The sequence below is a fragment of the Acinetobacter sp. YH01011 genome (assembly GCF_013420785.1).
Classification (GTDB): Bacteria; Pseudomonadota; Gammaproteobacteria; order Pseudomonadales; family Moraxellaceae; genus Acinetobacter; species Acinetobacter towneri.
Map to the genome: position 1 here is coordinate 63,842 of NZ_VOYG01000013.1, position 26,809 is coordinate 90,650.

Here is a 26,809-nt window from a genome sequence, read left to right on the forward strand (position 1 = left end):
TGCTTGAGTTTTAAAATCGTTATTGTTGACGTAAATAATGTGCAACTTTCTTGGCTTGGGCAGCATCACTCCACCAATAATCAATTCCTGCCGATAGTTTAGGTTTGATGGCGGGCTGACGATACATATTCCAATAGGCATACCAGTTTTCACCTTTGCCATAGGTTGGAATTTGATAATACCCCGCACGCAATAAACGATCCAAAACTTTGGTACGCACAATCAATTGTTCACGATTAGGCGCACGAATCAACTGTTGTACCACTTCATCAATTACTGGGTTTTTAATGCCTGCGTAATTATAGTTTCCTGGTTGATCTGCGGCAGCACTACTCCAAAGCTGTGCTTGCTCATTGCCTGGACTTAAAGATTGCGGCATGACACTGGTGGTCATATCAAAATCGGCACGGCGCATGCGTTCAATATATTGCGGCACATCGACATGCCGAATATTTACCGTAACGCCCAGACGTTTCATATTGCGCACAAAAGGCACTAATGTGCGTTGCAAACCATCCTGATGAATTAAAAATTCAATTTGAATGGCTTTGCCTTTGGCATCGACCAATTTACCTTGCTGAAAACGATAACCCGCTTTCAAAAGCAATTCACGGGCTTTAAGCAAGCCGTTACGGTTAAAGCCACTGGCATCAGTCACAGGATACTGCCAATTTTGCAATACGCCTTGGCGTTGAATAGGATGCAGCTTGGCCAAATAGGGTTTTAAAACAGACAATTCTGCGGCTGAAGGTGTGCCTTTGGCTTCTAATTCACTGTTAGAAAAATAACTTTGCAAACGGCGATATTGCCCATAGAACAAGGCTTTGTTTTGCCATTCAAAATCATAAGCGTAGGTTAAAGCCTGCCTAAAACGAATATCCTGAAACGCATGTCTGCGGGTATTAAAAACAAAACTTTGGGTCGGAATTGGGTTTTGGTGCTGAAATTTATGCTTGACCACCATGCCCGCATTCACAGCAGGAAAACGATATTCAGTGACCCATTTTCGTGCGGTATATTCTTCATGCAACGTGTATTGCCCCGACTTAAACCCTTCGAAGGCAATATCCAGATTGCGATAATAAACATACTTCAGGCGGTCAAAATTATAGCGCCCTTTATTTACGGGTAAATCTTTGCCCCAATAATTTGGATTACGCTTATAAGTAATGCTGCGCCCTGCATCAATCCGCTCAATAAGATACGGCCCTGAACCTAAAATCGGTTCTAGTGTGATGCGGGTAAAGTCACGCTTTTGCCAGTCTTTTTTAGAATAGATTGGCATTTGCGACAAAATCAGCGGCATTTCTGCATTGTTAGTGGATTTAAAACTGACTTTAACCTGATGCTTAGACAAGACCGTGGTTTTATCTAAATCGGATAAATACATTTGCAAACCTGGATTAGACTTGGTCTGAAAAGCATCAAAACTGAATTTCACATCATCTGCTGTAACTGGGCTGCCATCACTAAATTTAGCTTTAGGATTTAAATGAAAAATGACAAATGCAGTTTGCTTGGGGTCATAGCTGACTTTTTCTGCCAATAAGGGATACATCACCCCCGGCTCATCTAAAGAACTGCTCATGAGTGAATCGAATATAAAACTCACCCCATCGGTTGAGCTGCCCTTGCCATTCATGTCATTTAAATTATCAAAAGTGCCATTACTGGCACGAATTAAATCGCCACCTTTGGGCGCTTGCGGGTTGGCATAAGGCATAGCCGAGCGCCCCACATACTGAGGCTGGCTATGTACGGCAATATAGGGCGTGGTTTGTAACGCAGCCCATCCAAACTGCGGCAAGACCACACAACCTAAAATACAGCCCAGATATTGATGTGTCTTTTTTATGGCAAATGACATGCACACAGCTCCTTGTGCAGTATTCCTGAGGATGCCGTCAAAACATGACATCCTCAGGATTAAACTTTACAGATTCGGGACTTTAATCACATCGCCAATACGCAATTGAGTATTTGGCTGCATATCATTTAAATCTGCCAATGCTTTGGTGTCGATGCCATAACGACTGGATAAGCCAATCAGCGTATCCCCACGTTTCACTTTATATTCAGTTACGGTTTTGGGAACTTGAATATTTTGTCCAATGCGTAAACCTGAACGTGGCGTTAAGTTATTTAAACTCGCCAATTCTGCAACCGACACACCCACACGGCTGGCAATCGAATTTAAAGACTCACCACTTTTAACGGTATAAGTTTCGGTGGCTTTACTACTGCTGCTTTTCGCAGGACTTACGACCTCTGTTTTTACTTCATTTTTTGCAGCGCTGGCATCGACTTTTAAGCGCTGTCCAATGCGGACATTGGCAGTATGTGAAAGATCATTCAGCTCTGCCAAATAATTCAATTGCAATTTATATTGGCGCGCAATACTGCTTAAAGTTTCCCCTGCTTTGACCACGTGAATATCATTGGTGGTTTCAGCCACCGCTTCAACTTGGGCTTTTTTCTCAGGAACATCCCCCGTGAGTTTAAGAATTTGTCCTGCTCTTAAACCACTGTTACGGCTTAGATTGTTTAAGTCTGCAATATAGTCTTGGCTGAGATTATATTTTGTCGAAATCGCCGATAAGGTATCGCCACGTTGTACCGTATAACGCTCAGGCACATTGACACCTGCAGGCACTTTGAGGGTTTGACCAATGCGCACACCGCTTTGCGTGCTTATATTATTTAAACTGGCGAGCTCTGCCAAAGAAATTTTGGCTTGGTTGGCAATGCTCGATAAAGTATCACCACGCTGTACTTGGTAGTTTTCAGTCGAATAGTTTGGCTCTGCTGCTTTTGTTTCTGACTTACTGGCTTCAGCTTTGCTCGCTTCCGTTTTTTGTGCAGTCACTTCATTTACAGGCACATTAATGCGTTGCCCAACCAATAAGCTACTGTTCGCGTTTAAACCTGGAGTTAAATCAGCCAATTCCTGATTTGACAAGGCATAACGGTCTGCAATCAGTTTTAAGTATTCGCCACGCTTCACTACGTAAGTTTTGGTTGCGATTTTTGCAGCCTGTTCTGCGGCTTTTTTGTCGGCTTCTGCTTTGGCTTTAGATGCAGCCGTTTCTTTTAAACTTAGACGCTGCCCTACAAATAAGCCACTGGTGGTGCTTAAGTTATTAAAATCTGCCAATTGTTTTACAGTTAAACCAAACTGACTGGCGACACCTGTTAAGGTATCATTGGCTTGCACCACGTATTGCTCAGGCATGGTTTTTGGCTTAGCAGGCTCTGCCTGTACTTGTGGCTTGGCGTCGTATAAATAAATACTGGTGCCCACATACAAAGTTGCATCTGGAGCAATTTGGTTCCACTTGGCAATATCACGCCAGTTCAAGCCATTTTTCATGGCAATACTGGCCAAGGTGTCCCCCGCTAACACGGTGTACGTGGTACGTTTGCCTTTTGGTGGTACGACCACCACTTCAGACTCCGTACGCACATAATTCTTACCTTGGTTACGCTTTGCTTCTTCTGAATCTAGGCGCGTATTTTCTGCCACACTTTTCGGGTAAGCAAAACCTTTGGTTAATTCTTTACCTTGCTGCTCTGCAACAGACAGACTGGTCTGAATAGCGGTCAGCTTAATTTTTCCATCGTATGGATCAACAATTTCAGTGCCTTGAGGCGCAATTTGTTTTAACTCAGCCACAAGTTGTTCTTGTTCTGCTTTAGAAGCCACAGGCTGCAACACTTCTTCTACAGTTTTATTGCTACCTTCTGCCTGCACTGCTGCAAGAATTTGCTCACGCTCAGTATTGGAAATTGGTGGTTCAATCCGCACAGGCTGAATATTGGCAGCAGGTGTAACAGCAACAGGAATACGCGGCGCACTTGGAATATCGCTACCCGCAGCAAATGCTGCCAAAGCGTCCGAACCTTGTGGCGTACGTGACAAACGTGTTGGCGTAGTCGTTGCTGGTTTTGAAACACTGGCTGTAGTCGATGCTGTGCTTGGTGTAGTGGTAGTTGTGACTGCCGTAGAGGCAGCAGGCTTGCCTGTAGTCGTTCTGGTTGTTGTACTGGTCGTTAACGCAGGTGGCTCAGATTTAGATGGTGTAATGGTCACACCAGAAGATGAAAACGATGGTGTGTTGCTGCTATTGCTTGCCCATAAACCGCCACCACCTTGTAGTTTTTTCAATCGTGCATCGACTGTTGGGCTTAAATCTGCAGGAATCAAAATACGCATTGGACTTTGGGTGTCAATCCGATCCCCACGATGTCCAGGGTTAAGCGAATACAGTTCGGCACGGCTGAGACCGGTAATATTGGCCACATCATTTAAATTCACCGCGCCCACATTAATTTCACGGAAGTGTGGACGGTTGGCAATTGGGGGTAAAGACACGCCATAAGCATGCGGGCTTTTAATAATTTGTGCTACCGCCAAGAAACGCGGCACATAGTTCATGGTTTCTTGCGGCAGTTTTAAAGACCAATAATCGGTTGGTAAACCTGCAGCTTTATTGCGGTTAATGGCTTGTTGAATACGACCCGGGCCTGCGTTATAAGCCGCCAATGCCAATTCCCAAGAACCAAACTGATTATACAAACTGCCCAAAAACTCATAGGCAGCACGAGTCGACTCCACGACATCTCGGCGACCATCGTACATCGAAGTTTGTTTTAAGCCGTAAATACGCCCTGTACTTGGAATGAACTGCCATAAACCTGCGGCAGCTGCGCTACTGGTTGCTGCAGGGTCATAGGAACTTTCAATCACAGGTAACAACGCCAATTCAGTTGGCATACCACGACGTTCAGCTTCTTTAACCGTGTGATACAAATAACGTGACGCACGCGCACTTAAACGATCCAAATACGGTTGACGTGAAATAAACCAGCCTCGCTGCGCTTCAATACGTGGGTTCCAATGGTTTAAATCCATTTTGAAACCAACGGTCATACGCTTCCAGACATCACCGTGTTTTAAAATTAATAAACGGTCACCTTCTACCGCGCGCATATCGGTTGCAGAGAGTAAATCTTCCAGACCATCTAAAGTACTGGCATCTAAATAACCCGAACCGACCTGACTTGAAGTGAGTGGCTTGCTCGCACCCTGCGTCGAGCTACAGCCCGTCATCAAGCCAAGGGCAGCCAATGCTGAACCTAAAACTGTAATTTTTAAAAATGAAGGTAAAGTCGGCTGCCACATGCGCGTGGTTGGTTTATACATAAAAAAATCCAAACAACTCGTATATAAATTATTTTTTAGACTTGCCATTGTAGTAGAGCTAGACAACGACACAAGGCATTAATTTAGCGCGTTTCGTCTATAAATGTTACAAGAAATTAAAAAATAGACAGGATTTACACGTCTAAACCGAATTTGCGATATACAATAGCTTTTCATTTTGATTTATTTTGCACAACCTGCGGATCTGATTTATGTCTCAAACAATCACTTTATATGTTGATGGTGCTTGTCGTGGTAATCCTGGCTTGGGTGGCTGGGGTGCGTATATTGTTACCGAACAAGAAGAACATAAATTATATGGTGGCGAAGCTCAAACCACCAATAACCGTATGGAATTGACTGCAGCGATTGAAGGCATTTTATTTTGCCCAATGGATGCCAAGCTGATTATTTGGACTGACTCCAATTACGTCAAACAAGGCATTACCGAGTGGATTCACGGCTGGAAAAAGAAAAACTGGAAAGATGTCAAAAACCCTGACCTTTGGCAAAAATTAGATGCCACCTGTCAAGGGCGTGAAATTGAATGGCACTGGATTAAAGGTCATGCAGGACATGTAGGCAATGAAATGGCAGATCAGCTTGCCAATTTAGGTGCAGATCAAATTCAGAAAACCTTAACTACAAATACGGCTCAACACATTCGCCCTGCGCTCGAGCTTACCCCAAATGATAAAAAAAAAGCGGAATCTGATTGGTTGCTCGACGATCCTTTCGGTTTTGACTTGATCGAAGAAGATGTAGAAATTGAAACAAGTACGCTGCATCGTCCTGTAGAAATCGACGTACACAACAATCATCAGGTCAAGGTCGATCTTGAAATAATGCAGACGCCAACCACACGCCTAGCCACAGAAACAGAAACAGAAACAACAATTGAAACTGCAATCAATGCCGTTGAAGCCGATACAGCAGCAGTAAATGATCTTTCCAATCATCCACACATTGTGATTACCCCTGCCACGCTAAGCTTACATGGTCCACGCCAATTGATTCTAGATACTGAAACCACAGGTTTTTACTATCAAGATGGTGACCGAATTATTGAAGTCGGTGCGCTGGAAATGATTAACCGTAAACTCACGGGCAGTTCCATCCACATTTATATTCAGCCTGAAAAACTGGTCGGTGAATCAGAAAACATTCACGGTATTTCAGATGAGTTCTTAAAAGACAAACCCAAGTTTGCCGAAATTGCCGATGTGCTGTATCAATATCTTAAAGGTGCAGAAATTATTGCGCATAACGCCACCTTCGATATGAACTTCTTAGATATGGAGTTCAGTCGTGCGGGGTTGGGCAATTTGTCCGAAGTATGCGAAGTGACCGACTCACTGCTCATGGCAAAAAGTAAGCATCCTGGGCAAAAAAACTCACTCGATGCGCTCGTCAGACGCTATGAAATTCCTGCGCGTGACCGTACGTTCCACGGCGCATTACTAGATGCTGAAATTCTAGCCGATGTTTACTTGGCAATGACTGGCGGACAAGTCGCCTTTGATATGGATGCTCTGTCTGCAAGCGAGGAACAGCAACGTCAAAGTGATCGTTTAAGTATTGATATTGATCTTGCTGTGATTCTGCCATCAGAAGAAGAATTGGCTGCACATGAGAATTGGGTCAAACAATTTGAAGAAAAACACGGTAAACCTTGCTTTTTTGCCAAATAAAATCTACGAGTTTTGTAATTTTATGTATTTAAAGATTTGCCAGTTCAGTTATAGTTAAAGCAAATAGGACTTTGTGTATTTTGCAAAGAACCAACAAACAGATAAAACACTAGGAAAGGTGCAGATCCATGTCTTACCAAACCTCTATACATTTTGATCCAACTGCCTTACTGATAATAAAAAATGAGGTTGATAATTCTATCAAACTGGTTGAATCCGCAGTAAGCACCTTAGCAGAAGATCAAACTTTGCCTTTTGGGATTGATGATGCACTGAATCAGTTTGAACAGTGTGCTCAGGTTTTAGCCTTAATTGATATGGAAAGCTTGGCAAAAATTGCGCAATACTCAGCAGAGCTGATGCGTAAAATTATGGGGAATCCAAGCAATATCAACACGCTGGAAGTCATTGCACTTAGCGAAGGCACCACCATGCTCAAGCGTTATATTGAGTTTATTTGCCTACGTGAAGTTAAAATTCCACAATTCCTACTCGACACTTTAAACCGTTTAGAATTGGCATTGGGTAAACCATTGACTCAGGAAGGTCAGCATATTGAAACTTTATTGGACTGCATCACTCCAAGTTTCCAATTGCCGCAAGTGCCTTCTTTAGAAAAGTCGGCTTATGTGCATCGCTTATATAAACTGTCATTACATAAGCTGCTCAAGCAAGAAGAATCTGCCATGGATCTTCAAGCGATTAAACTGGTAGGAACGTATTTGGCAGGTTTGGCAGAACAACATCCGAGTCAGCAATATTGGGGCTTAGTACACGTTGCCTTTAACCATATTGATAACTTGTTGTTGAATGAGCCACGTTTGCGTACTTTTATTAGTATTGAGCACAATATGCGTCAATACTTTGCTACGCCAGAAAGCTTTACCGCCAGCTTGTCTGATCTTGCGAATGTGTTGAGCCTGTGTATTAGTCAAGAAGATGAAATTTCTCAACATATTCGCAGTCAAATGAATATTGGTGAAGACTTACTCACCGACATGCAGCTCCAAGTATTCAGCCGTCATTTATATGGTCCAGATTTTGACACCATGCATACCATTAGCGATTTGGTCACCACAGAAATGACACAAATTCGCAATGATATTGAATACAACTATCAAAACATGAGTCCTGAAAAAACGCTGGAATTACAAGGCAAATTAACAGAGTTAGCAAACTTGTTTAAAGTCTTGAACTTAAATGAAGCGCATTTGGACTTACAACGCCAAGCTGAATCATTAAGCCGTCCTGAATTACTCAAAGATGAAAACTTTGCCCAGCAATTAATGAACGTGATTTTATCGGCCATGAACTCAATCGGTGTGCTTGAACGTCACCACACCTCTAGCCGTTTGCAGTTACGTGTGAATAACATGAACATTTCGCTAGATCGTTTAGATGAAGCACACGAAGCCTTGCTGACTGAAACCAAGTTACTGATTGACTTAATCACGCAAACACTGACACAGCACCTACAAACTCAAAGTGTTGCAGATTTAGAGCATACTTCAGCGCAAATTCGTGAAGTTGCAGGGGCAATGTTGTTCTTGAATGCTGAAAGTGGTCAAAAAGCACTGAAAGTATCTGCAGATTTTGTGCATGCACAAGTCGAAGCAGGACAAAACTTAACTGCTGAACAAGTCAACAATATCTTAGATACGCTTGCCAGTGCAGACATGCTGATTGACAATTTAAAGAACAAACAACCTGTTCTACAAAGCATGTTTAAGGTAGCATTGGACAGTAGTGAAAAATTGAAAACTGTAGCCTAATGACTGAACTCTCACTTGCATATATTTTTCAGCAACAACAACTTTTGGTCGATGAAAACTTCCAATTACCACGTGTGGAAAAGTTGGCAAGTGATTTAAGTTTTAGCTCGGGTGATCAAGTGATTGCCCGAGATCTGCTTGAAGATGAATCCATTCCTGAAGGCTTTCAACTGGTGCCTATCCGACAACTTTTACAAGTCTGGAACACCCAACAGTTTGAACAAGCCAGCCGTGCTATTCAGTTACTCGAATGGCGTCGCAACCACAAATTCTGCAGCCATTGCGGTCATAAAACCGAAGTCCATGCGACTCAATATGCCATGGTCTGCCCAGCTTGTGGCTATCACCAATATCCGCGCGTAAATCCATGTGTCATTACCGTGATTACTCGTGGTGAAGATGAAGTCTTATTGGCGCGTAATGCACGCAATAAACTGCCCATTTACGGTTTAATCGCAGGCTTTGTTGAAGTGGGTGAAACACTCGAAGAAGCAGTACGTCGTGAAACTTTTGAAGAAGTTGGCGTACAACTTAAAAATATTCAGTATCTTGCCAGCCAGCCGTGGCCTTTTCCAAGTAACTTAATGATCGCCTTTAAAGCTGAATATGCAGGCGGTGAAATTCAGTTACAGGAAGAAGAAATTCGTGATGCACAGTTCTTTAAGTTTGATCAACTGCCTGATATTCCATTTAAAGGCAGTATCGCCCATGCCATGATTATGCATGTGACCCAAGGCACGCCTGTGGCAGATGACACCAAAGCTTGGCTATAAGTCTAATTCGCAATCTTGCATTTAAAAAACCGTTGCACCCCATAAGCTGCAACGGTTTTTTTAATTACCATTTTCCACAGAAGATCAATCAACATCACGCATCTTTAAGTGCCTGATCTAAAGCACGCATAATTTGGCGTTTGGTCGCAAAGAAACGACTAAACAAACTCGACACCGATGCCATAACACTGACATGCCCTGTTTTTGGAATGACAATAATTTCACTATGATTGCCATATTTCTTTAATACGTGATCGAAGTCTGTGGCATTACTTGCCCCCACAATTTGATCTTTTTCTGCCACCAATAAATAGTGTTTGACTGAATTCGGCTCCACAAAATAATACGGCATCACATCCTGATACGGCACCTCTTGATCAAAGGCATCGGCACATAGCGGATCATCCTTATAATCAAAATGATAAGGCCCTGCCAAACCAATAATCGCACGAATGTGATCTTTACAGCTTAAAGCATAGGGCTGGGGATGGTACAACAAGGACATCACATTAAATGCCCCAGCCGAATGTCCCATCAATACCACCTGTGCCGTAGAAATACCCAGTTTGTGTTGCTGCTGAGTCAAGTAATTCAGTGCAAGAGTTAAATCATCAATATAGGTGGGAAAAATATGCTGTGGCGCGAGTTGATAGTTCATCACCGCAACATCAAAGCCTTCTTTTGCAAAAGCTTCGCCCACAAAACGATAATCCTGCTTATCGCCACGTGACCATGCCCCACCATGCACAAACACCATGAGTGGACGCTGCGGGCGTGGTGTTATGGTGCGGTACAAATCCAAACGATGCCGTGCGCGTAAACCATAAGCAATATTGCTTTGAACGGTATAACCCTGACGTGGCGTTAAACGGTTCAGCGCATAGCTGCCCAAATCATACAGGCGAAATTCTTCATAAATACGTTTCGCCTGTTCTAAAGTTTTATTCAGTTGTTTAAACCAGTGTTCCACATTATTGAACATGTGTCGGTTCAACCTGATCTGGGTCAATCGCGACTGGCGTTTGTGTTTCTGGAGCAACCATTGGGCTGACAAAGTTCGCATTGTTGCTCGGTTGTAGCTCAATATTATCAATCAGGGTAATAATTTTAGTGACATTGCCCACTTGTTGTAGCACTTGGTTTAAATCCTGCAATTCTGCATTGTTTAAACGTCCCATCACATACAACACACCATCTTCGGTATGAATACGCACTTTGCTGTCTGACACCACAGGTGCTTTCATAATCAAACCACGGGTATTTGCAGTAACCGTGGTGTCCTGCATAATGGTGCTATAGCTGATTTGATTACCCACTGTAATATAATTGTGGATGGTTTTTACATCACTCATGGCACGCACATTGTCTTCTGCCAACTGTTTTAAATGCGCGTCAGGCACTTGCCCTGTCAACAACACATTGCCATGAAAACTTTCTATATTGACACGTGATTGTTTAAAACGTGAATCCAGTTTATATAAATTAATTTTTGCAGTACGTTCAATAGAGTTATCTATAAACACTTGCCCAAGTGAGCGTGCACCACTTTCTGTACCCACTGGCGCAGTGCCTGTGCCACTTGAAATAAAACTTGCACAACCCGATAAACTTGCTACACACAGCAAGGTCACTGCAATACGCTTGAACACTCAGCAAGACTCCTATTATTTTCTTTCAATTCTGGCTTGTGCTGTGCATTTCATCCTTAGATTTGCACGATCAACAATACACCGACTGATGCTTTTGCTTTAAATTTCACTCAAAGATTAATCAAGTCTGCATCAAAAGTAAAAGCATTTTCAATCCATTGCAAATCATACGGGAATTTGGAAAAGTCTTGCTGTACTGTTTTTGCAAATTGCTGAGAAAAATCAAAGCAAATCACATCAAAACGACAATAATATTCTGAATAGTGTGGATATTCTGTTAAAAACTGCATGGCGGTTTTCATAATTTTACGCTGCTTAGATGCAGACACCACTTCGTAGGCTTTGCCATAGCCAGTTTGCGAACGCGCTTTAACTTCTACAAAAATCAGTTGTTCTGCTTGAATAAAAATACCATCTATTTCACCAAAAACACTGTGATAATTCTGCTCCAGCATACGCCAACCGTGTTGATGTAAATATTGCCAAGCCGTCTGCTCTGCCCATGTGCCAATGCTTTGCTGCAGTGTTTTTTGATTCATGCTATATCCTATTTTTTTTATTTTGTTATGGTGCGCAATCGTAGTATTCGCTGAAGTGCGATGACGCGAGTTTCACACGCCAGACTGCAATTCAGGTAGAATAAGCGCTTGGTCTGTAACTTGTATCAGACGCAAGCCAATACTGCTGTTGTTTCGTGTTCCATCATTTTTATTTTAGTTTGCTATTTCCCACGGAGAAAACTCAATGAGTGCCCAGTTATTTGTTGTTGCTACCCCAATTGGTCACTTAGATGATATGAGCTACCGTTCAATTGATGTGCTCAAATCGGTCAGCCTAATTGCCGCTGAAGATACCCGCACCTCTGCACAATTAATGAAACATTTTAATATTTCAACTCCGCTTACAGCCTGCCATGAACACAACGAAAGCAACAAGATTGATATTTTAGTCCAAAAATTACTCAATGGCGAAGATATTGCGCTCATTAGCGATGCAGGTACACCACTGATTAGCGACCCAGGTTTTAAACTGGTTCGTGCAGCACAAGTCAATGGTATTCGTGTGATTCCTGTGCCGGGTGCATGTGCAGCCATTGCAGCGCTCAGTGCGGTTGGCTTACCAAGTGATCGCTTTAGTTTTCAGGGATTTCTCGCTTCTAAACAGTCACAGCGATTACAACAACTTGAAAAGCTAAAAGATGAAACCCAAACCCTGATTTTTTATGAAGCACCACATCGAATTTTAGATTCAGTCAAAGATATGGCTGCCGTGTTTGGTGCAGATCGCCCTGTTGGCTTTGCCCGTGAAATCACCAAAACCTTTGAAACCATTAAAAAAATGACTTTAGGTGAATTGGCTGAATTTATCGCAGCAGATCATCATCAACAAAAAGGTGAAATTGTATTGGTGGTGGGGGGAGCGAGCGAAGAAAAAGACATGGAACAAGAAAAATTAGATCAATTATTGCAGCGTTTGTTGCAAGATTTATCGGTAAAAGCAGCATCACAATTGGCGGCTGATCTAACAGGGATTAAAAAGAAAATTGCCTATCAACGTGCGTTGGAATTAAGCCAAGCAGCTGAATAAGCCGATTGAGCAATAACAGTGATGACGATCATCGCGCATAAAAAAAGCATCACCCTTTATACAAGGTGATGCTTTTTTATCTTGAAGTGATAAACATTAGAGCAGCCTGCATAGTAAGCATCCCGCCCTAACTCACTCAACAGTTCAACGAATAAATTCAATCAACAAGTTCAGCAAGCACGTTCAACAGATTAGTCGCGCGCAGACTCATCTGGTGGCACTTCGGTAATTTTTCCGCCACGCGCCAAGAATGCAGCCACTTCATCTTCCAATGCCTGACGCTGTTTTAGTTTGGCAGTTACAGTGAGAGTTTCTGCTTCTGCAAGATCACCATCTACAGCACCTTCTTCTGATTCTGCTGCACCTTTTTCAGCCGCTTTCGCTTCATCTTCGTCTACAGTTGAATCTTCTACATCATCGTAATCGTTCATGTCCGTCATCTTAATCTCCCCACAAATGACTTCAATTTAGTCCAAGTGAAAACTGGTTATGAATTACGATGAAATTTAGCAATCTCTTGGCCTTTCGCATAGAGTCTAGATTAAAAAAAACGTATCTTTTTTAACCAAATTCGTAATCAGGTATGTATGACCGTACAAAAAACGACTGTTTTGCTTTAAACCGCGTAGCGTGTGTCTTTAAGCAGGCTTAATCCACTGGCTTGTGACATAAAGGCATCTTTTAACGCAGGCAGCTGCTCCACCTGTTTTAAACCAAAGTTACGTGCCCACACCACAGGGAATAAAGTGGTGGTTTCCATCCAGCCAATCGCAGACATACTATGCATCATGGCATCATTTTGTCCTTTACGACGATGCTCGTAACGCTTTAAAGTTTGCTCATGCGCCCAAACACCACGTTTGAAATCATGCAACAACACATCGCACAGTACGGCTGCATCCAGACAACCAATATTCACGCCCTGCCCTGCAAGCGGATGAATTACATGCGCGGCATCACCAATAAGTGCCAAACCATCTTGCACATAACGCTGCGCTGCACGTGCTTTCAGTGGGAAAATAGCACGTGGGGTTGCCTCTAAGACTTCCCCAAGCATGTGATGACTTTCACGAGTCAAAAGTTGGGTAAAGTCGTCATCATTCAGTTTGGCATATTCTTCGGCATAGTCATCAGGCAAAGTCCAAACAATCGACTGCCAATGCCCTTCCTGCTCGGCGTGTAAACTTGCCATCGGTAAATAGGCCAAAGGACCAGTTTCTAAGAAAATTTGACGTGCAACATGCTGATGCGGCTGCGCAGTACGAATTGCACAGGTTAGACCTGCCTGACGATAATCCAACACATCAAAATCAATAAAGGCTTGTTCGCGCACAAAGGAGTTAGCACCATCTGCGCCAATGACTAGCTTAGTCTGTAATTGTGTACCATCGGCCAAATAAATGTGCCAAACGCCAACACCACGCTCTAAACGGGTCACTTTGACTTGCGTTCGATAATCTTGCACTTGTTGCAACATTTGCTGCTGAATCGCTAGATTTAAAATGCTTGGCTCGACCATTGAACCCAGAGCCTGCTCAATAGCGGGTGTACGTTCGTTACTTGCCCCAAAGTTAATTTCGCCATAGCCATTTTTATTCCAAACCTGCATGCCGCTATACGGCATATGTCGCGCCAGTTTAGACCAGACATTGACTGTTTTTAACAGGTGGATGGTGGCCTGACTTAAAGCCAATACACGCGGATTGGCAACTGCAAGAGTTTTCTCTGCATCTAAAATAGGTGCGGCATCTAAAACTGTAGCCTGCACACCCCCTTGTGCCAATAAAAGTGCAGTTAAGCCTCCCACCAAGCCGCCACCAATAATGACGACATCTAACACTTGCGTTTGTTGATTTGCTGTGATCATGCTTTTAACCCCATGGCATAATTGGCGACCAAAGGTTTAATGCCTGGAATGGTATCAAACGCGACTAAGCCTGTATTACGCATAAATTTCAGGATTGGGTTTTGATTGCTAAATCCACGTACCACGCTGTCACAGAATTTAATGACTCGCTGTTGATCTTTCAAACGCGATTGTTCATAGTCACGCAGCATTGCAGCATCGCCTAAATCTGCTGACTGTGCCGCCTGTTCGGTGAGATAACGCAATAATACGTAAGCATCTCGCATACACAAGTTAAAGCCCTGCCCTGCGACTGGGTGAATGGTATGCGCTGCATTACCCATCAGTACAACGCGACCAACCGCCTGTTTTTCTGCCAGAACTTGTGACAATGGAAAACTAAAACGACGTCCTGTTTTTTCAAACTTCCCTGCACGATCACCATAGGCTTGTTGCAAGGCATTTAAAAAGTGTTGATCATTTTCATCGCCAATCCATTCATGTTCTGTACCTTTTGGCACAGGCCACACCACAGAACGGCGATATTCACCTGGCAGGGGCAGCAACGCCAAAGGCCCTAAGTGACTAAAACGCTCAAAACCCACATGCGCATGCGGCTTGGAGGTTTGCACTGTGGTCACAATCGCTACTTGGTCATAATCATGTTCCGATGCACCAATGCCCAAGGCTTTACGGCAGAAAGAATCACGACCATCGGCAGCAATCAGTAGTTTGGCAGCAAGCTGTAATTGTTCCTGACCACGTACCGCTTCAATATAGGCAAAATCTGCATCTTGTTTAAGACTGGTGACCTGCACACCATCAATCAATTCAATCAAAGGTTGTTTACGTACTTCGGTCAACAACACTCGACCTAACCATGCATTTTCAATCACCTGACCAAAGCTTTCGACTTTTTCTTGTTCGGCCAATAAACGTGCCTTGCCAAAACTATCTTGTTCGGTAATTTGAACTTCTAAAATAGGCGTAGCATGTTCTTGCAAGGCATCCCATAAACCTAGCTCTTGGTAAATTTGTACGCTGCGACGCGACAAGGCACTGTTACGTGCATCAAAACTGGAATGATACGGCGCAAGGCTGGCATCGTCATAATTGGGGTATTGAATCGCTTCTAGCAACTTCACTGCAATGTTTGACTTAGCCAACATCAAGGCTAAGCTTAGCCCGACCATACCACCGCCTACAATGATCACTTCTTGTTGCATGCCTTGATCCTTTTTATGAGGTATTCGACTTCAAAAGATTCAATCGAAATACGTATAATCTGTAATGGATTTTATCTTACCGCAAAGTCATTTATTTTTATAATGAATTAGTGTTGAAGCTATGGAAGATGATTAGACTTCTTGCAAATGTCCAATTCAAACTATAATTATTAGTCCCTCATCTTCTTGCTCCGAGCCATGTATGACACAAGAGAAGATAAATTCAATACTTAGTATTATTGATGGCTGATGATTGATTTTAGAATAAGCTCAACGATAAAAATGATCTCACATAATGGTTATTATACAAACTATCTTTGTAATGCATATTGCATTACAATATTTCCATACATTCAATAACTGAGAGAAGTGATGGCTACTGTTAATTTCAGGGTCGATGAAGCCCTTAAAGAAAAATCTTATTCAATCCTTAAAGAACAAGGTATCTCACCTACCGATTTCTTTACCAATATTCTTGAATATGTGGCAACGACTGGAAAGCTTCCAGTACAGAAAGCGTTGCTTTCAGAAGAAGATGCTGAACTATTGGCACTTGTCCGTAAACGCATGAATGATCCTAAAGAGATGTTCGAGGAAGTCACATTAGATGACTTATAATCTTTTACGTCATAAGGACTTCACTGCAGAATGGGAAAAGCTTCCGAGTGCTATCCGCGACCAATTCAAGAAAAAATTAGCCAAAGTCATTGAGCAGCCACATATTCCAAAGAACATGCTTAAAGGTGATCTTGCTGGCTGCTATAAAATCAAATTATTAAAAGCGGGTGTCCGACTTATTTATCAGGTCAAAGATGATCAGGTCGTTATTTTGCTCATTACCGTTGGAAAGCGTGCTGATAACATTGTTTATGATGAAGCAAAAAAGCGGATCAAAGACTAAAAATTATTTACATACTCAAAATTTACACGCGCTTTCTAATAAAAAAGCTGATCACTTGACCAGCTTTGATTAGACCCAATTAAGCAGATTTAGCTTTTGCCATCAATGCTTCAATCTCTTCTACGGTTTTCACCACTTTTGAAGTCAGATTCAATGGCCCGTTCGCAGTCGCAACAATATCATCTTCAATACGGATACCTATACCACGCCATTTAGCATCTACCGTTTCATCATCGGGTGCAATGTATAGACCCGGTTCAACGGTCACCACCATACCTTCTTCATAAACACGCCAGTCTTCACCGTGTTTATAGCTGCCGACATCATGCACATCCATGCCCAACCAATGCCCTGTACCGTGCATATAAAACTGGCGATAACTTTCCGAAGCAATAATTTCTTCTAAATTGCCCTGCATAATGCCTAGATCAAGCAAACCTTGCACCAAAATACGCACCGCAACATGGTGTGGTTCTTTATAGGAGTTACCAATTTGTACAGCTTCAATTGCTGCAATTTGCGCATCCAATACAATGTTATACAGTGCTTTTTGTTCTGGACTGAATTGACCATTCACGGGAAAAGTACGGGTAATATCTGAGGCATAGCACTGATATTCACAGGCTGCATCAATCAGGACTAAATCGCCATCTTTAAGCACTTTGTCATTTTCGACATAATGCAAAATGCAGGCATTTTCACCACCACCGACAATACTGTTATAGGCAGGTACGCAGCCATTTTTACCAAAAATATAATTCAGTTCAGCTTCTAGCTCATATTCCATCATGCCTGCTTTTACTGTTTGCATGGCACGAGTATGTGCTTCTGCACTAATATTTGAAGCAATTTGCATCAGTTCCAATTCAGACTCAGTTTTATGCAAACGCATTTCATCCAGCAAACGATCTAACTGAACAATTTTGGCAGGTGCAGTATTGCCTTGACGATGTTGTGCATCAGCTTGTTGGTTCCATGCCGCAACACGTACATCAAATTCAGTCTGATGCCCCAAGCGATAGTACAACGTGTCTTTATTGACAATTTTGGCGATGATTTCTGCATCTAATTGCGCAATTGCAAAAGACTCATCTGCCTCAAACAGCTCAATTGCACCTTCTAAACCTGCGCGATAACCATTCCAGATTTCCATTTCACGGTTACGTTCACGGCAGAACAACGTGTAGGTATAACCTTCATCAATTGATTCATAGGTTTCAATCACCGCAACTGCTTCAGGTTCAGCAAAACCTGTTAAATAGAAAAAACTGCTGTCGGCACGATATTTATAATCTGCATCACGATTACGCATTGCCACAGGACTGGTTGCAATAATTGCGACACTATTGGGCCCCATCAGTTCTGCAAGTTGATCACGACGTTCTTTAAATTCGACTTGAGTCAGTTTTTTCATAAATACGGTCTACATATATAAAATGATGAAAATATGATTGTTGTAATGACTTAAAGCACCTTACACCGACATACTTAGGCACACAACGCCCGATTAACTCGGACGGTGTGGCGTAAACATTTCAACAACAGCACTTGCGTTTTGTGTGGTTTGTGCAGTTTGTTGACGCGACTTAGCATGTAAGTTTTGCAATAAAGAGCTTTCTTCTACTGGTACTTTTTTACGCCCAACAGATAAACTCACAGGAATCAAACGTACAAATTCATACAATTCCTGATAGCTTTCTTCGCCTTCTTCGTCATTGTCTGAATCTTCAAATTCAACCGCAGCAACATCTTGTAAATGCTCAATCAGTTCGATTTCATCTGAACGAATATGCCCAGAAGCCAAACCAAAACCAAGCACAACGCCTGCACACCAATCTGCCAAAGCTTGCACACGTTCTTGTAAAAGATGTTCATCATCTGGCAATAACGGCAGATAATCTAACTCATCTTCAGACAAAGCATGTGCGACATCTTCCGATTCATCGGTTAAAAGTGACAGTGCGGCTGGCTCTAATTCTGGCACATTGAGGGTTTCTAAAATCTGCTGCCACTCGGTTTCAGTTGGTGCATTTGTCACACAAACTATACCTGTCAGCAAGCCATGTAACTCACTTGGGCTTGAAATTTCTTCAATGTTAGAAAAATTGCGGAACCATTCCGACCAACCTGAAATATCGTCTTGCATTCGTTTATCCAATCTCTATACTTCGTATATATTACCTTTGTTTGCAATACTGTGCGACCACGATATGTTAGAAGAATTACAGCGTCTACAAGCGCATATTGGTGTTTTAAAAACACGAATTGATCATTATGAAAGTGAAAATACCGCCCTCAGCACAGCCAAGCAAACTGCTGAGGAACAGCATCATGCACAAATTGTGCAAAGAAACAGCATTATTACTGCCAAGCAAGATGAAATTGAGAATCTGACTGAGCAATTAAGCAGCACTCAGGCGCAATTTCAGCAGTTAAACCAAGATGCGACAGCACTGGCAGACCGTTACAGTCGTTTGGAAAAAAGCTGTACTGATTTGAAAAACCGCTTTCAGGAAATTTTGGCTGAGCGCAATGAATTACGCATTCTGAAAGAAAAAATGCTGAATGATCAGCGTATGAATCAGCATGAAATTCAGACACTCAAACAAGAACGTGAAAGATTGTTACAAAAAAATGAGCATGCCAAAGCCAAAGTTGAAGCTATTATTCAGCGTCTTGCAATTTTAGGTACAGCTCAAGATCATCATGCGCAAGAAATTCAACAACTTGCCCACCCTGCCGAAGTGAGCGAGGAAGGTTAATATGTCAGTTCAAATTCCAATTGATTTACGTGTTTTAGGACATAGTTTCCGTTTAGCCACAACTGAAGAAAAAAGAGAAGATTTAGAGCGTGCAGCACAATTATTGAATGAACGCTATGATGAGTTTCGTCGTAAAGCGCCCAATATGGAACCGAGCAAACTGATTATTGTGGTGGCTTTAGAGTTGATGCAAGAGGTTCTTTCTATGAATAAATCTTTGCAGCATTATGAGCATTGTGAGCGTTTACTCAGCACCATTTTGCAAGAAGTTGAAGCCCTTACTTAAGTGTCGTTTTTTTGACTTAAGTTTGCATAAAGGCTATGCAAACAAGCTCTATCTTTACAGTTAATTCGTGAACATGAGTTGCCAAGCAACTGAGATGGGTTATACTAATTCTAACTCTGAGGTGTTCGCCAGCGAGTCTATATCCCTGCCGATACTTAAATCTTAGGATTGTGTTCTGCATATTTAGAGCGTATGCCCATCTCGTATGGGAAACCCAGCAAGTATGCGTCGCGTCCGCCTTGAACTTTTTCGGGTTCAGGGTAACGACATGCAGCGGCATCTTCGGAGCTATTTATTTTTAAATATCTAAAAATAAAATGTCTAAAAAATATAAAATCGTTTAGAAAAATGTATCAGCAGAAACCTTAAACCGCTCAGACAGCGCTTTAATATGACGAATATTCAACTGGCGTTTGCCGCTTAAAATCTCCGAAATCACAGATTGAGTTGCAACCTCTGCCAAGTCAGATTGACCTAATCCATGTTGCGCCATCAAAAAAGCTAAAGCAGCACGACCATCTCCATGAGGAATAGGCAGGTGTTCATTTTCATAAACAGAAACCAAGTCACCGAGTTGATGAATCAGCCCCATTAAAGGATGCGTTTCATCATCACCAACAATATCTAAAAGCTCATCTAAAGCCTCGACAAGTGCATGAAAATCTTTTTCATTTTCTGGTTTACTCAGCAAAGGAGCAACGTAGTGCCAGTGATCTACAGCCTGTTTAATCATTGCGTTCATACTAATCCTCCTTCCAATGACCTTTGTCATATTCTTTATGGGATAACACATGACGAATATACACACGCTTTGCCTGATACATCACAACAGCAATAAGTCGAATCTTATTCCCACCAATATCGAATACATGAAACTTTCCAACTTTATCAACTGCTGGAAATAACTGCTTCATTTCGGCAAAGTCTTTCGGATCATTTGCCTTAATAATTCGATACCAACCATCGAGTGCTGTTTCAGCCTGTGGCCACTTGTGCATTGCCTCTATAATTCTAGCGTGGGTGATCACATGCATAATATTTTATCGCATTTTGCTATAAATCAAGTATAAACTGATTATCGCATATTGCAATATTTTATAGCGAATTAAACAAACTCAGTTTCACCAACTTGATGATAGTGACGATTAAAATAAACCAACGCCTGATCTTGTTGATTTTTTTGAATGGCAACTATTGGGCAAATAAAAATAGTATGCGTCCCCACTTCTTGAATTTGCGAAATTTCACAATCAAAGCTGACCAATGCATTTTTTAATATAGGAGCGCCCGTTTCCAAAGCAGCCCATTCAGCCTGCTTAAAACGCTCATCGGAACTCAATTTTGATGAGGCAAATGCATTGGAAAGATGTTCTTGTTCTGCATTTAGCACATTCACACACAGCACTTTATTCTCTAAAAAACTGAGATGTGAACGCGATGATTTATTCATACACACCAATAATGTTGGCGGTGTATCTGTCACGCTACATACCGCAGATGCAGTAAAACCATGACGTCCTGCATCTCCCATTGTCGTCACTACATTGACTGCACTTGATAAGAAAGACATTGCATTTTTGAAGTCTGTTGCTTTAACCATCACCGTATTCCAACACTCAACTTTTTTAGAAAGTTCAAAGGATGCTTTTTGCCTGAAAAAGCATCCCTGATTCACTTAACTTAAATTCACTTGGCTTGAATTCACTTCGCCTGATCGAACGCTTAACTAGATAATTCTTGGCGAATAATCTTCGTACCAGCAGCCAAAGCCTGTAACTTGCCTCGTGCAACCTGACGACTCAATGGTGCCATTCCACAGTTAGTCGATGGGTACAACTTGTCAGCATCGACAAATTGCAATGCTTTGCGCAATGTATCTGCAACTTCATCGGCTGTTTCAATCGTATTCGTTGCGACATCAATCGCACCCACCATCACCTTTTTACCACGGATAAGTTCAAGCAAATCCATCGGAACACGTGAGTTGTGACATTCCAGTGAGATAATATCCAAATTAGACTGCTGTAGTTTTGGGAAAACTGCTTCGTATTGACGCCATTCTGAGCCGAGTGTTTTTTTCCAATCGGTATTGGCTTTAATGCCATAGCCATAGCAAATATGCACGGCTGTTTCACATTTCAAACCTTCTAACGCGCGCTCTAATGTTGCCACGCCCCAGTCATTCACCTCATCAAAAAACACATTAAACGCAGGTTCATCAAACTGGATGATATCCACGCCTGCTGCTTCAAGTTCACGCGCTTCCTGATTCAGGATTTTGGCAAATTCCCACGCCAGTTTTTCACGGCTCTTGTAGTGCGCATCGTATAAAGTATCAATCATGGTCATAGGACCAGGCAACGCCCATTTGATGGGTTGATCTGTCAGTGAACGCAGGAATTTGGCATCTTCAACAAAGACTGGTTTTTGCCTAGAAACTGCACCCACCACAGAAGGGACACTGGCATCATAACGATCACGAATTTTGACTGTTTCACGTTTTTCAAAATCGACACCTTCAAGGTGTTCAATAAAGGTGGTGACAAAATGCTGACGGGTTTGCTCCCCATCACTCACAATATCAATCTCTGCTTGCTGTTGTTCATGCAGTGATAGACGCAGCGCATCTTGTTTTGCGTCCAGTAATTCTTGCCCTGTTAATTTCCACGCTGACCAAAGCTTTTCAGGTTCTGCGAGCCACGAAGGTTTAGGTAAGCTGCCAGCCGTTGAGGTCGGTAATAAAATAGCCATTTTGAATCTTCTATCTGTATTTTAAGTTAAGCAACACGTTCTTGATTGGCAGCATGCAGCGGCACGAACTTGGCAGCCCATTGTTCAAGAATATCTTGATAAGGCTTGATAAAGTTTTCTTCAGTCCATTTGCCCTGCTTGACTGCCAACTGACCTCGCTCAACACGGTCATATACAACTTGGGTTAATGAATAATCCTGATAATTCAAACTTGGCTGATAGACCTCGCCTGCAGGTGAGTTGGTGTTATAAATTTCAGGACGATAAATTTTCTGGAAACTTTCCATAGTACTGATGGCACTGATCAACTCAAAATCTGTGTAATCACGCAGTAAATCACCAGAAAAATAGAACGCAAGCGGTGCATTGCTATTTTCAGGTTTGAAGTAACGCACAGTTAAACCCATTTTTTCAAAGTAGTCATCGGTACGTGAATATTCATCATTTTTATATTCTGTGCCTAAGACAGGATGCACATTGGTCGTACGATAATAAGTTTTTGTGGTTGATACGCTCAGGCAAATCACAGGTTGTTTTTGAAACTCAGCTTGGAACACTGCTGAACTGACCAAATGCTGATAAAGCTTGCCATGTAAATCACCAAAACTTTCAGGCTTTTCATTTACTTTGCAGCCTAATGCTGGCAAGACCACACTAAAATCATAATCACGAACATACGATGAAAAACTGTTGCCAATCATGCCTTCAATACGTTCATTTGTTTGATGATCTGTGATCGTACTTTTTAGCATTTCAATGAATGGAAAAGTTTTGCCATTTCCTTCAATATCAATTTCTGCAGAAATAATGTCGATTTCAAGCGAATAACGATCACCTTTTGGGTTATCGCAAGATGCCAGCGAGTTAAAACGATTATTGATCATCGCTAAAGTTCTGCGTAAATTTTCCTGACGGCTTTCACCACGCGCCAAATTTGCAAAATTGGTGGTTAAACGCGTGTTGTTAGCAGGTTCATAGTTTTCGTCAAAACGAATACGTTTAATTGAACAGGTGAATGGCTTTGTCATGATGATCTACTACCCAAATTTAAAAAGTTAAAATTTCTGAATGAGGGTATTTATACTGGAACGACAAAGTGAATAAAAATGATTTAACCTCAGTCCAAAGTGAATTTTATTCACCTTAATTTAAAATATGCAGCAAAACATCTAAAAATGATGGTTTTTCTGTTATCCCTTAAATTTAAAAATTAAAATAAATATTTCAATAACAACAAGTTAAAACCAAAAAATATTTTTATTCCGATAAATATTGAAGAGTATATTTTAGAGGACAGCACATAGTTCATTCAGTAGATTTCAGCCCTGAATGAATGAAACTCAGCTTGAAGTTAGAAAATCTCAGCTTCTGATTGGCTTGGTTTAGCATCTTCGTGATCAAAATGTATTCAGTTGGTCACATCAAAAAACAACGAGAAAAAAATCGGCAGGCAAAAAAATAGGTCAATTCGTCAGTTGACCAATTGACCTTACGATAAGCTCACTCGGAGCTTCTTAGATGATGCAGTTTTATTGAACTTGTGCAGGAAAATCATCTTCTGCCAATGCAGCGGTAATTTGATCTACTGTTGCAGTGCTTTCCACAGTCACAATTTTAGTCGCTAAATCGACTTCAACTTTTGCAGCAGGATCAACATCTTGAATGGTTGCCGTGACACCACGTGCACAACCGCCACAAGTCATATTTTCAATCAATAGTTTCATTGCGAACTCCACACTTCTGCCTTTGTTGAACTGTAGTTTAAAGCTTACTATGCTGGCAAGGTCAAGCCTATTTTGGGCTAAAATTTACTTGACCTTACCATCGTGTCAATCTATATGCTAAACACATCCTCCAAATTATAGAGACGACCATGGACGCAAAACACCCAAATGCCTCTCCCTATCAGGAAACTTTGTCTATAGAAGGCATGACCTGTGCCTCATGTGTCGGGCGTGTCGAAAAAGCCTTAAAAAAAGTCGATGGTGTAGAAAAAGCTGAAGTGAATCTTGCAACAGAAAAAGCACTGATTCATGCATCGCAACCTTTAGACCGTGCACTGCTCATTAAGGCAGTGCAACGTGCAGGTTTTGATGTAGCTGCCATTCAACCAATCGAACTGTCTATTGATGGCATGACTTGTGCTTCGTGTGTAACACGTGTCGAAAAAGCCTTAAAGAAAGTGCCTGGTGTAGAACAAGCCAATGTCAATTTGGCGACTGAACATGCATGGATTCAGCCGAATGCCACTGTTTCTAGCCAAGACCTGATTCGAGCGATTCAAAAAGCAGGTTATGACGCCAAACTGCTGCAACACGACTCTAACGAACAACACGATAAAAAGAATCTGGAACAGCAACAACTGAAACGTGATTTAGTAATTTCACTGATTTTAGCCTTGCCTGTGTTTATTCTGGAAATGGGATCACACATGATTCCTGCCTTTCACATGTGGGTGATGCACAATATTGGGCAACAACAAAGTTGGTTGATTCAATTTGCTTTAACCACATTGGTGCTGCTGTTACCAGGACGTCGTTTTTATCAAAAAGGGATTCCAGCGCTGTTACATTTTGCGCCTGATATGAACTCTTTGGTGGCGGTAGGAACTTTGGCTGCATACAGTTTTTCATTGGTGGCAACGTTTATGCCGCAGCTTTTACCCGAAGGCACAGTGCATGTTTATTATGAAGCTGCGGCAGTGATTGTCAGTTTGATTTTGCTGGGTCGTTATTTTGAAGCCAAAGCCAAAGGTCGCACCTCGCAAGCCATTCAGCATTTAATTGGCATGCAAGCTAAAACTGCACGTATTCATCGGGATGGTCAAATCATTGAAGTGCCAGTGGCGGAAGTCAGCTCCAATACCATTGTCGAAATCCGCCCAGGTGAGCGCATTCCTGTAGATGGTGAAGTGATCGAAGGTCATAGTTATATAGATGAGTCAATGATTACAGGTGAGCCTGTTCCTGTAGCCAAACAAATAGGCAATCAAGTCGTAGGTGGCACCATCAACCAAAATGGCACACTAAATATTCGTGCCACTGCCATTGGTGAAGCTTCGGTGTTGGCGCAAATTATTCGCATGGTCGAGCAGGCGCAAGGGTCTAAATTACCCATTCAAGCCTTGGTGGATAAAGTAACCATGTGGTTTGTACCTGCCGTGATGTTATTGGCTGCACTTACTTTTATTGTGTGGTTTATTTTTGGCCCAGAACCTGCCCTGACCTTTGGTTTGGTCAATGCAGTCGCTGTTCTAATTATTGCCTGCCCATGTGCGATGGGTTTAGCCACACCGACTTCAATTATGGTGGGAACAGGTCGTGGCGCTGAAATGGGCGTGCTGTTTCGTAAAGGCGAAGCTTTGCAGCTTTTGCAAGATGTTAAAGTGGTCGCGGTGGATAAAACAGGAACGCTCACCGAAGGCAAACCGATATTAACCGATTTTCATGTGCAATCGGGTTTTGATGCAGATCAGGTCTTTGTACTTTTAGCATCGGTAGAAGCGAAATCTGAGCATCCCATTGCATTGGCGATTGTGCAAGCTGCAACAGAAAAGCAAGTCAGTTTACTGCCTGTTACCGAATTTGACAGCATCACAGGTTCAGGTATTGAAGCACTGGTGAATGGTCAACGTATTCAGATTGGTGCAGACCGTTATATGCAACAAATTGGGCTAGATGTTAGCGCTTTTAATGCAGAAGCTGCACGTTTAGGACAAGAAGGCAAAACACCAATTTATATGGCGATTGATCAACAACTGGCAGCCATTGTTGCCGTTGCAGACCCAATTAAAGACACGACTTTTGCTGCTATTGCAGCGTTGCATCAACTGGGTTTAAAAGTGGCGATGATTACGGGAGATAACCGACATACGGCTCAGGCAATTGCTGCACGTTTACAGATTGATCATGTGGTGGCCGAGGTTTTACCTGAAGGCAAGGTCGATGTTGTACGTGAATTACAACAGCAATTTGGACGTGTGGCTTTTGTGGGTGATGGTATTAATGATGCCCCTGCTTTGGCACAAGCCGATGTTGGAATTGCGATTGGTACAGGTACAGATGTTGCGATTGAAGCAGCCGAAGTTGTATTGATGTCGGGCAATTTACAAGGTGTGCCCAATGCAATTGCTTTGAGTAAAGCCACTATCCGCAATATTCGTCAAAATCTGTTTTGGGCATTTATTTATAATATTGCCTTGATTCCAATTGCTGCAGGCGTGCTATACCCGTTTGCAGGTATTTTGCTCTCGCCTATTTTTGCTGCGGGCGCGATGGCATTATCTTCAGTGTTTGTATTGGGTAATGCGCTCCGTTTAAAATATTTCCAAGCAGCACAGATTTAAATGCAACATACAAAAGG

General features: G+C 42.1%; 25 protein-coding genes and 1 other RNA gene. 10 read left to right on the forward strand and 16 right to left on the reverse strand.

Annotated elements, in window-relative coordinates:
* Window positions 1-19: 19 nt before the first annotated feature.
* Entirely contained in the window at window positions 20-1,867 is a 1,848-nt protein-coding gene (locus FTT78_RS10100; RefSeq protein WP_004972660.1) for an extracellular solute-binding protein, read from the reverse strand.
* Window positions 1,868-1,933: 66 nt separating this feature from the next.
* Window positions 1,934-5,203, reverse strand: a complete 3,270-nt coding sequence (locus tag FTT78_RS10105; protein ID WP_180044195.1) for a LysM peptidoglycan-binding domain-containing protein — start codon at window positions 5,201-5,203, stop codon at window positions 1,934-1,936.
* Window positions 5,204-5,415: 212 nt separating this feature from the next.
* Here FTT78_RS10105 and dnaQ point away from each other — a divergent pair, with 212 nt between their 5' ends.
* The 3 genes from dnaQ to nudC all read left to right on the forward strand — a co-directional run bounded on the left by dnaQ (window position 5,416) and on the right by nudC (window position 9,439).
* Window positions 5,416-6,894, forward strand: a complete 1,479-nt coding sequence (dnaQ, locus tag FTT78_RS10110; protein WP_180044193.1) for a DNA polymerase III subunit epsilon — start codon at window positions 5,416-5,418, stop codon at window positions 6,892-6,894.
* 128 nt (window positions 6,895-7,022) lie between these two features.
* Complete coding sequence (locus tag FTT78_RS10115) at window positions 7,023-8,666, forward strand: chemotaxis protein (protein ID WP_096902171.1); 1,644 nt, start codon at window positions 7,023-7,025, stop codon at window positions 8,664-8,666.
* Complete coding sequence (nudC, locus tag FTT78_RS10120; RefSeq protein ID WP_096902169.1) at window positions 8,666-9,439, forward strand: NAD(+) diphosphatase; 774 nt, start codon at window positions 8,666-8,668, stop codon at window positions 9,437-9,439. The genes FTT78_RS10115 and nudC overlap by 1 nt, the downstream gene beginning before the upstream one ends.
* Before the next feature lie 94 nt (window positions 9,440-9,533).
* Here nudC and FTT78_RS10125 read toward each other — a convergent pair whose 3' ends face one another.
* The 3 genes from FTT78_RS10125 to FTT78_RS10135 form a co-directional block, all read right to left on the reverse strand.
* Window positions 9,534-10,421 carry an alpha/beta hydrolase gene (locus FTT78_RS10125; protein ID WP_096902167.1) on the reverse strand — a complete coding sequence of 296 codons (888 nt, stop codon included), beginning with the start codon at window positions 10,419-10,421 and terminating at the stop codon, window positions 9,534-9,536.
* Complete coding sequence (locus FTT78_RS10130; protein ID WP_004972649.1) at window positions 10,411-11,088, reverse strand: BON domain-containing protein; 678 nt, start codon at window positions 11,086-11,088, stop codon at window positions 10,411-10,413. The genes FTT78_RS10125 and FTT78_RS10130 overlap by 11 nt, the downstream gene beginning before the upstream one ends.
* 110 nt (window positions 11,089-11,198) lie before the next feature.
* On the reverse strand, window positions 11,199-11,627 hold the full coding sequence (locus FTT78_RS10135; protein ID WP_004972647.1) for a YraN family protein: 429 nt from the start codon (window positions 11,625-11,627) through the stop codon (window positions 11,199-11,201).
* A gap of 205 nt (window positions 11,628-11,832) precedes the next feature.
* Here FTT78_RS10135 and rsmI point away from each other — a divergent pair, with 205 nt between their 5' ends.
* A complete protein-coding gene (gene rsmI, locus FTT78_RS10140) occupies window positions 11,833-12,675 on the forward strand; it encodes a 16S rRNA (cytidine(1402)-2'-O)-methyltransferase (RefSeq protein WP_180044191.1) in 843 nt (280 codons plus the stop codon).
* 191 nt (window positions 12,676-12,866) lie between these two features.
* On the opposite strand, the gene FTT78_RS10145 is transcribed toward rsmI, so the two are convergent.
* The 3 genes from FTT78_RS10145 to ubiH all read right to left on the reverse strand — a co-directional run bounded on the left by FTT78_RS10145 (window position 12,867) and on the right by ubiH (window position 15,747).
* Window positions 12,867-13,115: a hypothetical protein gene (locus FTT78_RS10145; RefSeq protein WP_004972644.1), complete on the reverse strand. Its 249-nt coding sequence runs from the start codon at window positions 13,113-13,115 to the stop codon at window positions 12,867-12,869.
* A 176-nt stretch (window positions 13,116-13,291) separates the two neighbouring features.
* Window positions 13,292-14,542, reverse strand: a complete 1,251-nt coding sequence (locus tag FTT78_RS10150) for an FAD-dependent monooxygenase (RefSeq protein WP_154320491.1) — start codon at window positions 14,540-14,542, stop codon at window positions 13,292-13,294.
* Window positions 14,539-15,747, reverse strand: a complete 1,209-nt coding sequence (gene ubiH, locus FTT78_RS10155; protein WP_179991267.1) for a 2-octaprenyl-6-methoxyphenyl hydroxylase — start codon at window positions 15,745-15,747, stop codon at window positions 14,539-14,541. The genes FTT78_RS10150 and ubiH overlap by 4 nt, the downstream gene beginning before the upstream one ends.
* A gap of 372 nt (window positions 15,748-16,119) precedes the next feature.
* On the opposite strand from ubiH, the gene FTT78_RS10160 reads away from it, so the two are divergent.
* Window positions 16,120-16,365: a type II toxin-antitoxin system RelB/DinJ family antitoxin gene (locus FTT78_RS10160; RefSeq protein WP_004970507.1), complete on the forward strand. Its 246-nt coding sequence runs from the start codon at window positions 16,120-16,122 to the stop codon at window positions 16,363-16,365.
* Window positions 16,355-16,648 (forward strand): type II toxin-antitoxin system RelE/ParE family toxin, encoded by a 294-nt coding sequence (locus FTT78_RS10165; protein WP_004970510.1) that lies wholly within the window; start codon window positions 16,355-16,357, stop codon window positions 16,646-16,648. Before FTT78_RS10160 ends, FTT78_RS10165 begins: the two co-directional genes overlap by 11 nt.
* A gap of 79 nt (window positions 16,649-16,727) precedes the next feature.
* Here FTT78_RS10165 and pepP read toward each other — a convergent pair whose 3' ends face one another.
* Entirely contained in the window at window positions 16,728-18,062 is a 1,335-nt protein-coding gene (gene pepP, locus FTT78_RS10170; protein WP_154320488.1) for a Xaa-Pro aminopeptidase, read from the reverse strand.
* A gap of 93 nt (window positions 18,063-18,155) precedes the next feature.
* Entirely contained in the window at window positions 18,156-18,794 is a 639-nt protein-coding gene (locus tag FTT78_RS10175; protein ID WP_004970514.1) for a UPF0149 family protein, read from the reverse strand.
* A 64-nt stretch (window positions 18,795-18,858) separates the two neighbouring features.
* Between FTT78_RS10175 and FTT78_RS10180 the strand changes: the two genes are divergently transcribed.
* The 3 genes from FTT78_RS10180 (at window position 18,859) to ssrS (ending at window position 19,989) form a co-directional block, all read left to right on the forward strand.
* Window positions 18,859-19,410, forward strand: coding sequence for a hypothetical protein (locus FTT78_RS10180; RefSeq protein ID WP_019836370.1), 552 nt, complete (start codon window positions 18,859-18,861; stop codon window positions 19,408-19,410).
* A gap of 1 nt (window position 19,411) precedes the next feature.
* A complete protein-coding gene (locus FTT78_RS10185) occupies window positions 19,412-19,696 on the forward strand; it encodes a cell division protein ZapA (RefSeq protein ID WP_004970518.1) in 285 nt (94 codons plus the stop codon).
* 110 nt (window positions 19,697-19,806) lie between these two features.
* Window positions 19,807-19,989: non-coding RNA, 6S RNA (gene ssrS / locus FTT78_RS10190), on the forward strand.
* A gap of 47 nt (window positions 19,990-20,036) precedes the next feature.
* On the opposite strand, the gene FTT78_RS10195 is transcribed toward ssrS, so the two are convergent.
* The 6 genes from FTT78_RS10195 to FTT78_RS10220 form a co-directional block, all read right to left on the reverse strand.
* Window positions 20,037-20,438, reverse strand: coding sequence for a type II toxin-antitoxin system HigA family antitoxin (locus FTT78_RS10195; RefSeq protein WP_004970519.1), 402 nt, complete (start codon window positions 20,436-20,438; stop codon window positions 20,037-20,039).
* A gap of 1 nt (window position 20,439) precedes the next feature.
* On the reverse strand, window positions 20,440-20,730 hold the full coding sequence (locus FTT78_RS10200; RefSeq protein ID WP_019836372.1) for a type II toxin-antitoxin system HigB family toxin: 291 nt from the start codon (window positions 20,728-20,730) through the stop codon (window positions 20,440-20,442).
* Between the two features lie 71 nt (window positions 20,731-20,801).
* The gene (locus tag FTT78_RS10205; RefSeq protein WP_004970523.1) at window positions 20,802-21,296 is read right to left on the reverse strand and encodes a flavin reductase; all 495 of its coding nucleotides are present in this window, start codon (window positions 21,294-21,296) and stop codon (window positions 20,802-20,804) included.
* Between the two features lie 122 nt (window positions 21,297-21,418).
* On the reverse strand, window positions 21,419-22,447 hold the full coding sequence (locus FTT78_RS10210) for a methionine synthase (RefSeq protein ID WP_004970525.1): 1,029 nt from the start codon (window positions 22,445-22,447) through the stop codon (window positions 21,419-21,421).
* Window positions 22,448-22,473: 26 nt separating this feature from the next.
* Window positions 22,474-23,475 carry a putative oxygenase MesX gene (locus FTT78_RS10215; protein ID WP_004970527.1) on the reverse strand — a complete coding sequence of 334 codons (1,002 nt, stop codon included), beginning with the start codon at window positions 23,473-23,475 and terminating at the stop codon, window positions 22,474-22,476.
* Window positions 23,476-23,976: 501 nt separating this feature from the next.
* Window positions 23,977-24,171, reverse strand: a complete 195-nt coding sequence (locus FTT78_RS10220) for a heavy-metal-associated domain-containing protein (RefSeq protein WP_004970528.1) — start codon at window positions 24,169-24,171, stop codon at window positions 23,977-23,979.
* A gap of 149 nt (window positions 24,172-24,320) precedes the next feature.
* Between FTT78_RS10220 and FTT78_RS10225 the strand changes: the two genes are divergently transcribed.
* Window positions 24,321-26,792 carry a heavy metal translocating P-type ATPase gene (locus FTT78_RS10225; RefSeq protein WP_180044189.1) on the forward strand — a complete coding sequence of 824 codons (2,472 nt, stop codon included), beginning with the start codon at window positions 24,321-24,323 and terminating at the stop codon, window positions 26,790-26,792.
* Window positions 26,793-26,809 lie beyond the last annotated feature (17 nt).

Excerpts from the sequence above, each read along its gene's own strand:
- FTT78_RS10100 (WP_004972660.1), bottom strand. The coding sequence starts at position 1,867 with ATGTCATTTGCCATAAAAAAGACACATCAATATCTGGGCTGTATTTTA.
- FTT78_RS10105 (WP_180044195.1), bottom strand. The coding sequence starts at position 5,203 with ATGTATAAACCAACCACGCGCATGTGGCAGCCGACTTTACCTTCATTT.
- dnaQ (WP_180044193.1), top strand. The coding sequence starts at position 5,416 with ATGTCTCAAACAATCACTTTATATGTTGATGGTGCTTGTCGTGGTAAT.
- FTT78_RS10115 (WP_096902171.1), top strand. The coding sequence starts at position 7,023 with ATGTCTTACCAAACCTCTATACATTTTGATCCAACTGCCTTACTGATA.
- nudC (WP_096902169.1), top strand. The coding sequence starts at position 8,666 with ATGACTGAACTCTCACTTGCATATATTTTTCAGCAACAACAACTTTTG.
- FTT78_RS10125 (WP_096902167.1), bottom strand. The coding sequence starts at position 10,421 with ATGTTCAATAATGTGGAACACTGGTTTAAACAACTGAATAAAACTTTA.
- FTT78_RS10135 (WP_004972647.1), bottom strand. The coding sequence starts at position 11,627 with ATGAATCAAAAAACACTGCAGCAAAGCATTGGCACATGGGCAGAGCAG.
- rsmI (WP_180044191.1), top strand. The coding sequence starts at position 11,833 with ATGAGTGCCCAGTTATTTGTTGTTGCTACCCCAATTGGTCACTTAGAT.
- FTT78_RS10145 (WP_004972644.1), bottom strand. The coding sequence starts at position 13,115 with ATGACGGACATGAACGATTACGATGATGTAGAAGATTCAACTGTAGAC.
- FTT78_RS10150 (WP_154320491.1), bottom strand. The coding sequence starts at position 14,542 with ATGATCACAGCAAATCAACAAACGCAAGTGTTAGATGTCGTCATTATT.
- ubiH (WP_179991267.1), bottom strand. The coding sequence starts at position 15,747 with ATGCAACAAGAAGTGATCATTGTAGGCGGTGGTATGGTCGGGCTAAGC.
- FTT78_RS10160 (WP_004970507.1), top strand. The coding sequence starts at position 16,120 with ATGGCTACTGTTAATTTCAGGGTCGATGAAGCCCTTAAAGAAAAATCT.
- FTT78_RS10165 (WP_004970510.1), top strand. The coding sequence starts at position 16,355 with ATGACTTATAATCTTTTACGTCATAAGGACTTCACTGCAGAATGGGAA.
- pepP (WP_154320488.1), bottom strand. The coding sequence starts at position 18,062 with ATGAAAAAACTGACTCAAGTCGAATTTAAAGAACGTCGTGATCAACTT.
- FTT78_RS10175 (WP_004970514.1), bottom strand. The coding sequence starts at position 18,794 with ATGCAAGACGATATTTCAGGTTGGTCGGAATGGTTCCGCAATTTTTCT.
- FTT78_RS10180 (WP_019836370.1), top strand. The coding sequence starts at position 18,859 with ATGTTAGAAGAATTACAGCGTCTACAAGCGCATATTGGTGTTTTAAAA.
- FTT78_RS10185 (WP_004970518.1), top strand. The coding sequence starts at position 19,412 with ATGTCAGTTCAAATTCCAATTGATTTACGTGTTTTAGGACATAGTTTC.
- FTT78_RS10195 (WP_004970519.1), bottom strand. The coding sequence starts at position 20,438 with ATGAACGCAATGATTAAACAGGCTGTAGATCACTGGCACTACGTTGCT.
- FTT78_RS10200 (WP_019836372.1), bottom strand. The coding sequence starts at position 20,730 with ATGCATGTGATCACCCACGCTAGAATTATAGAGGCAATGCACAAGTGG.
- FTT78_RS10205 (WP_004970523.1), bottom strand. The coding sequence starts at position 21,296 with ATGGTTAAAGCAACAGACTTCAAAAATGCAATGTCTTTCTTATCAAGT.
- FTT78_RS10210 (WP_004970525.1), bottom strand. The coding sequence starts at position 22,447 with ATGGCTATTTTATTACCGACCTCAACGGCTGGCAGCTTACCTAAACCT.
- FTT78_RS10215 (WP_004970527.1), bottom strand. The coding sequence starts at position 23,475 with ATGACAAAGCCATTCACCTGTTCAATTAAACGTATTCGTTTTGACGAA.
- FTT78_RS10220 (WP_004970528.1), bottom strand. The coding sequence starts at position 24,171 with ATGAAACTATTGATTGAAAATATGACTTGTGGCGGTTGTGCACGTGGT.
- FTT78_RS10225 (WP_180044189.1), top strand. The coding sequence starts at position 24,321 with ATGGACGCAAAACACCCAAATGCCTCTCCCTATCAGGAAACTTTGTCT.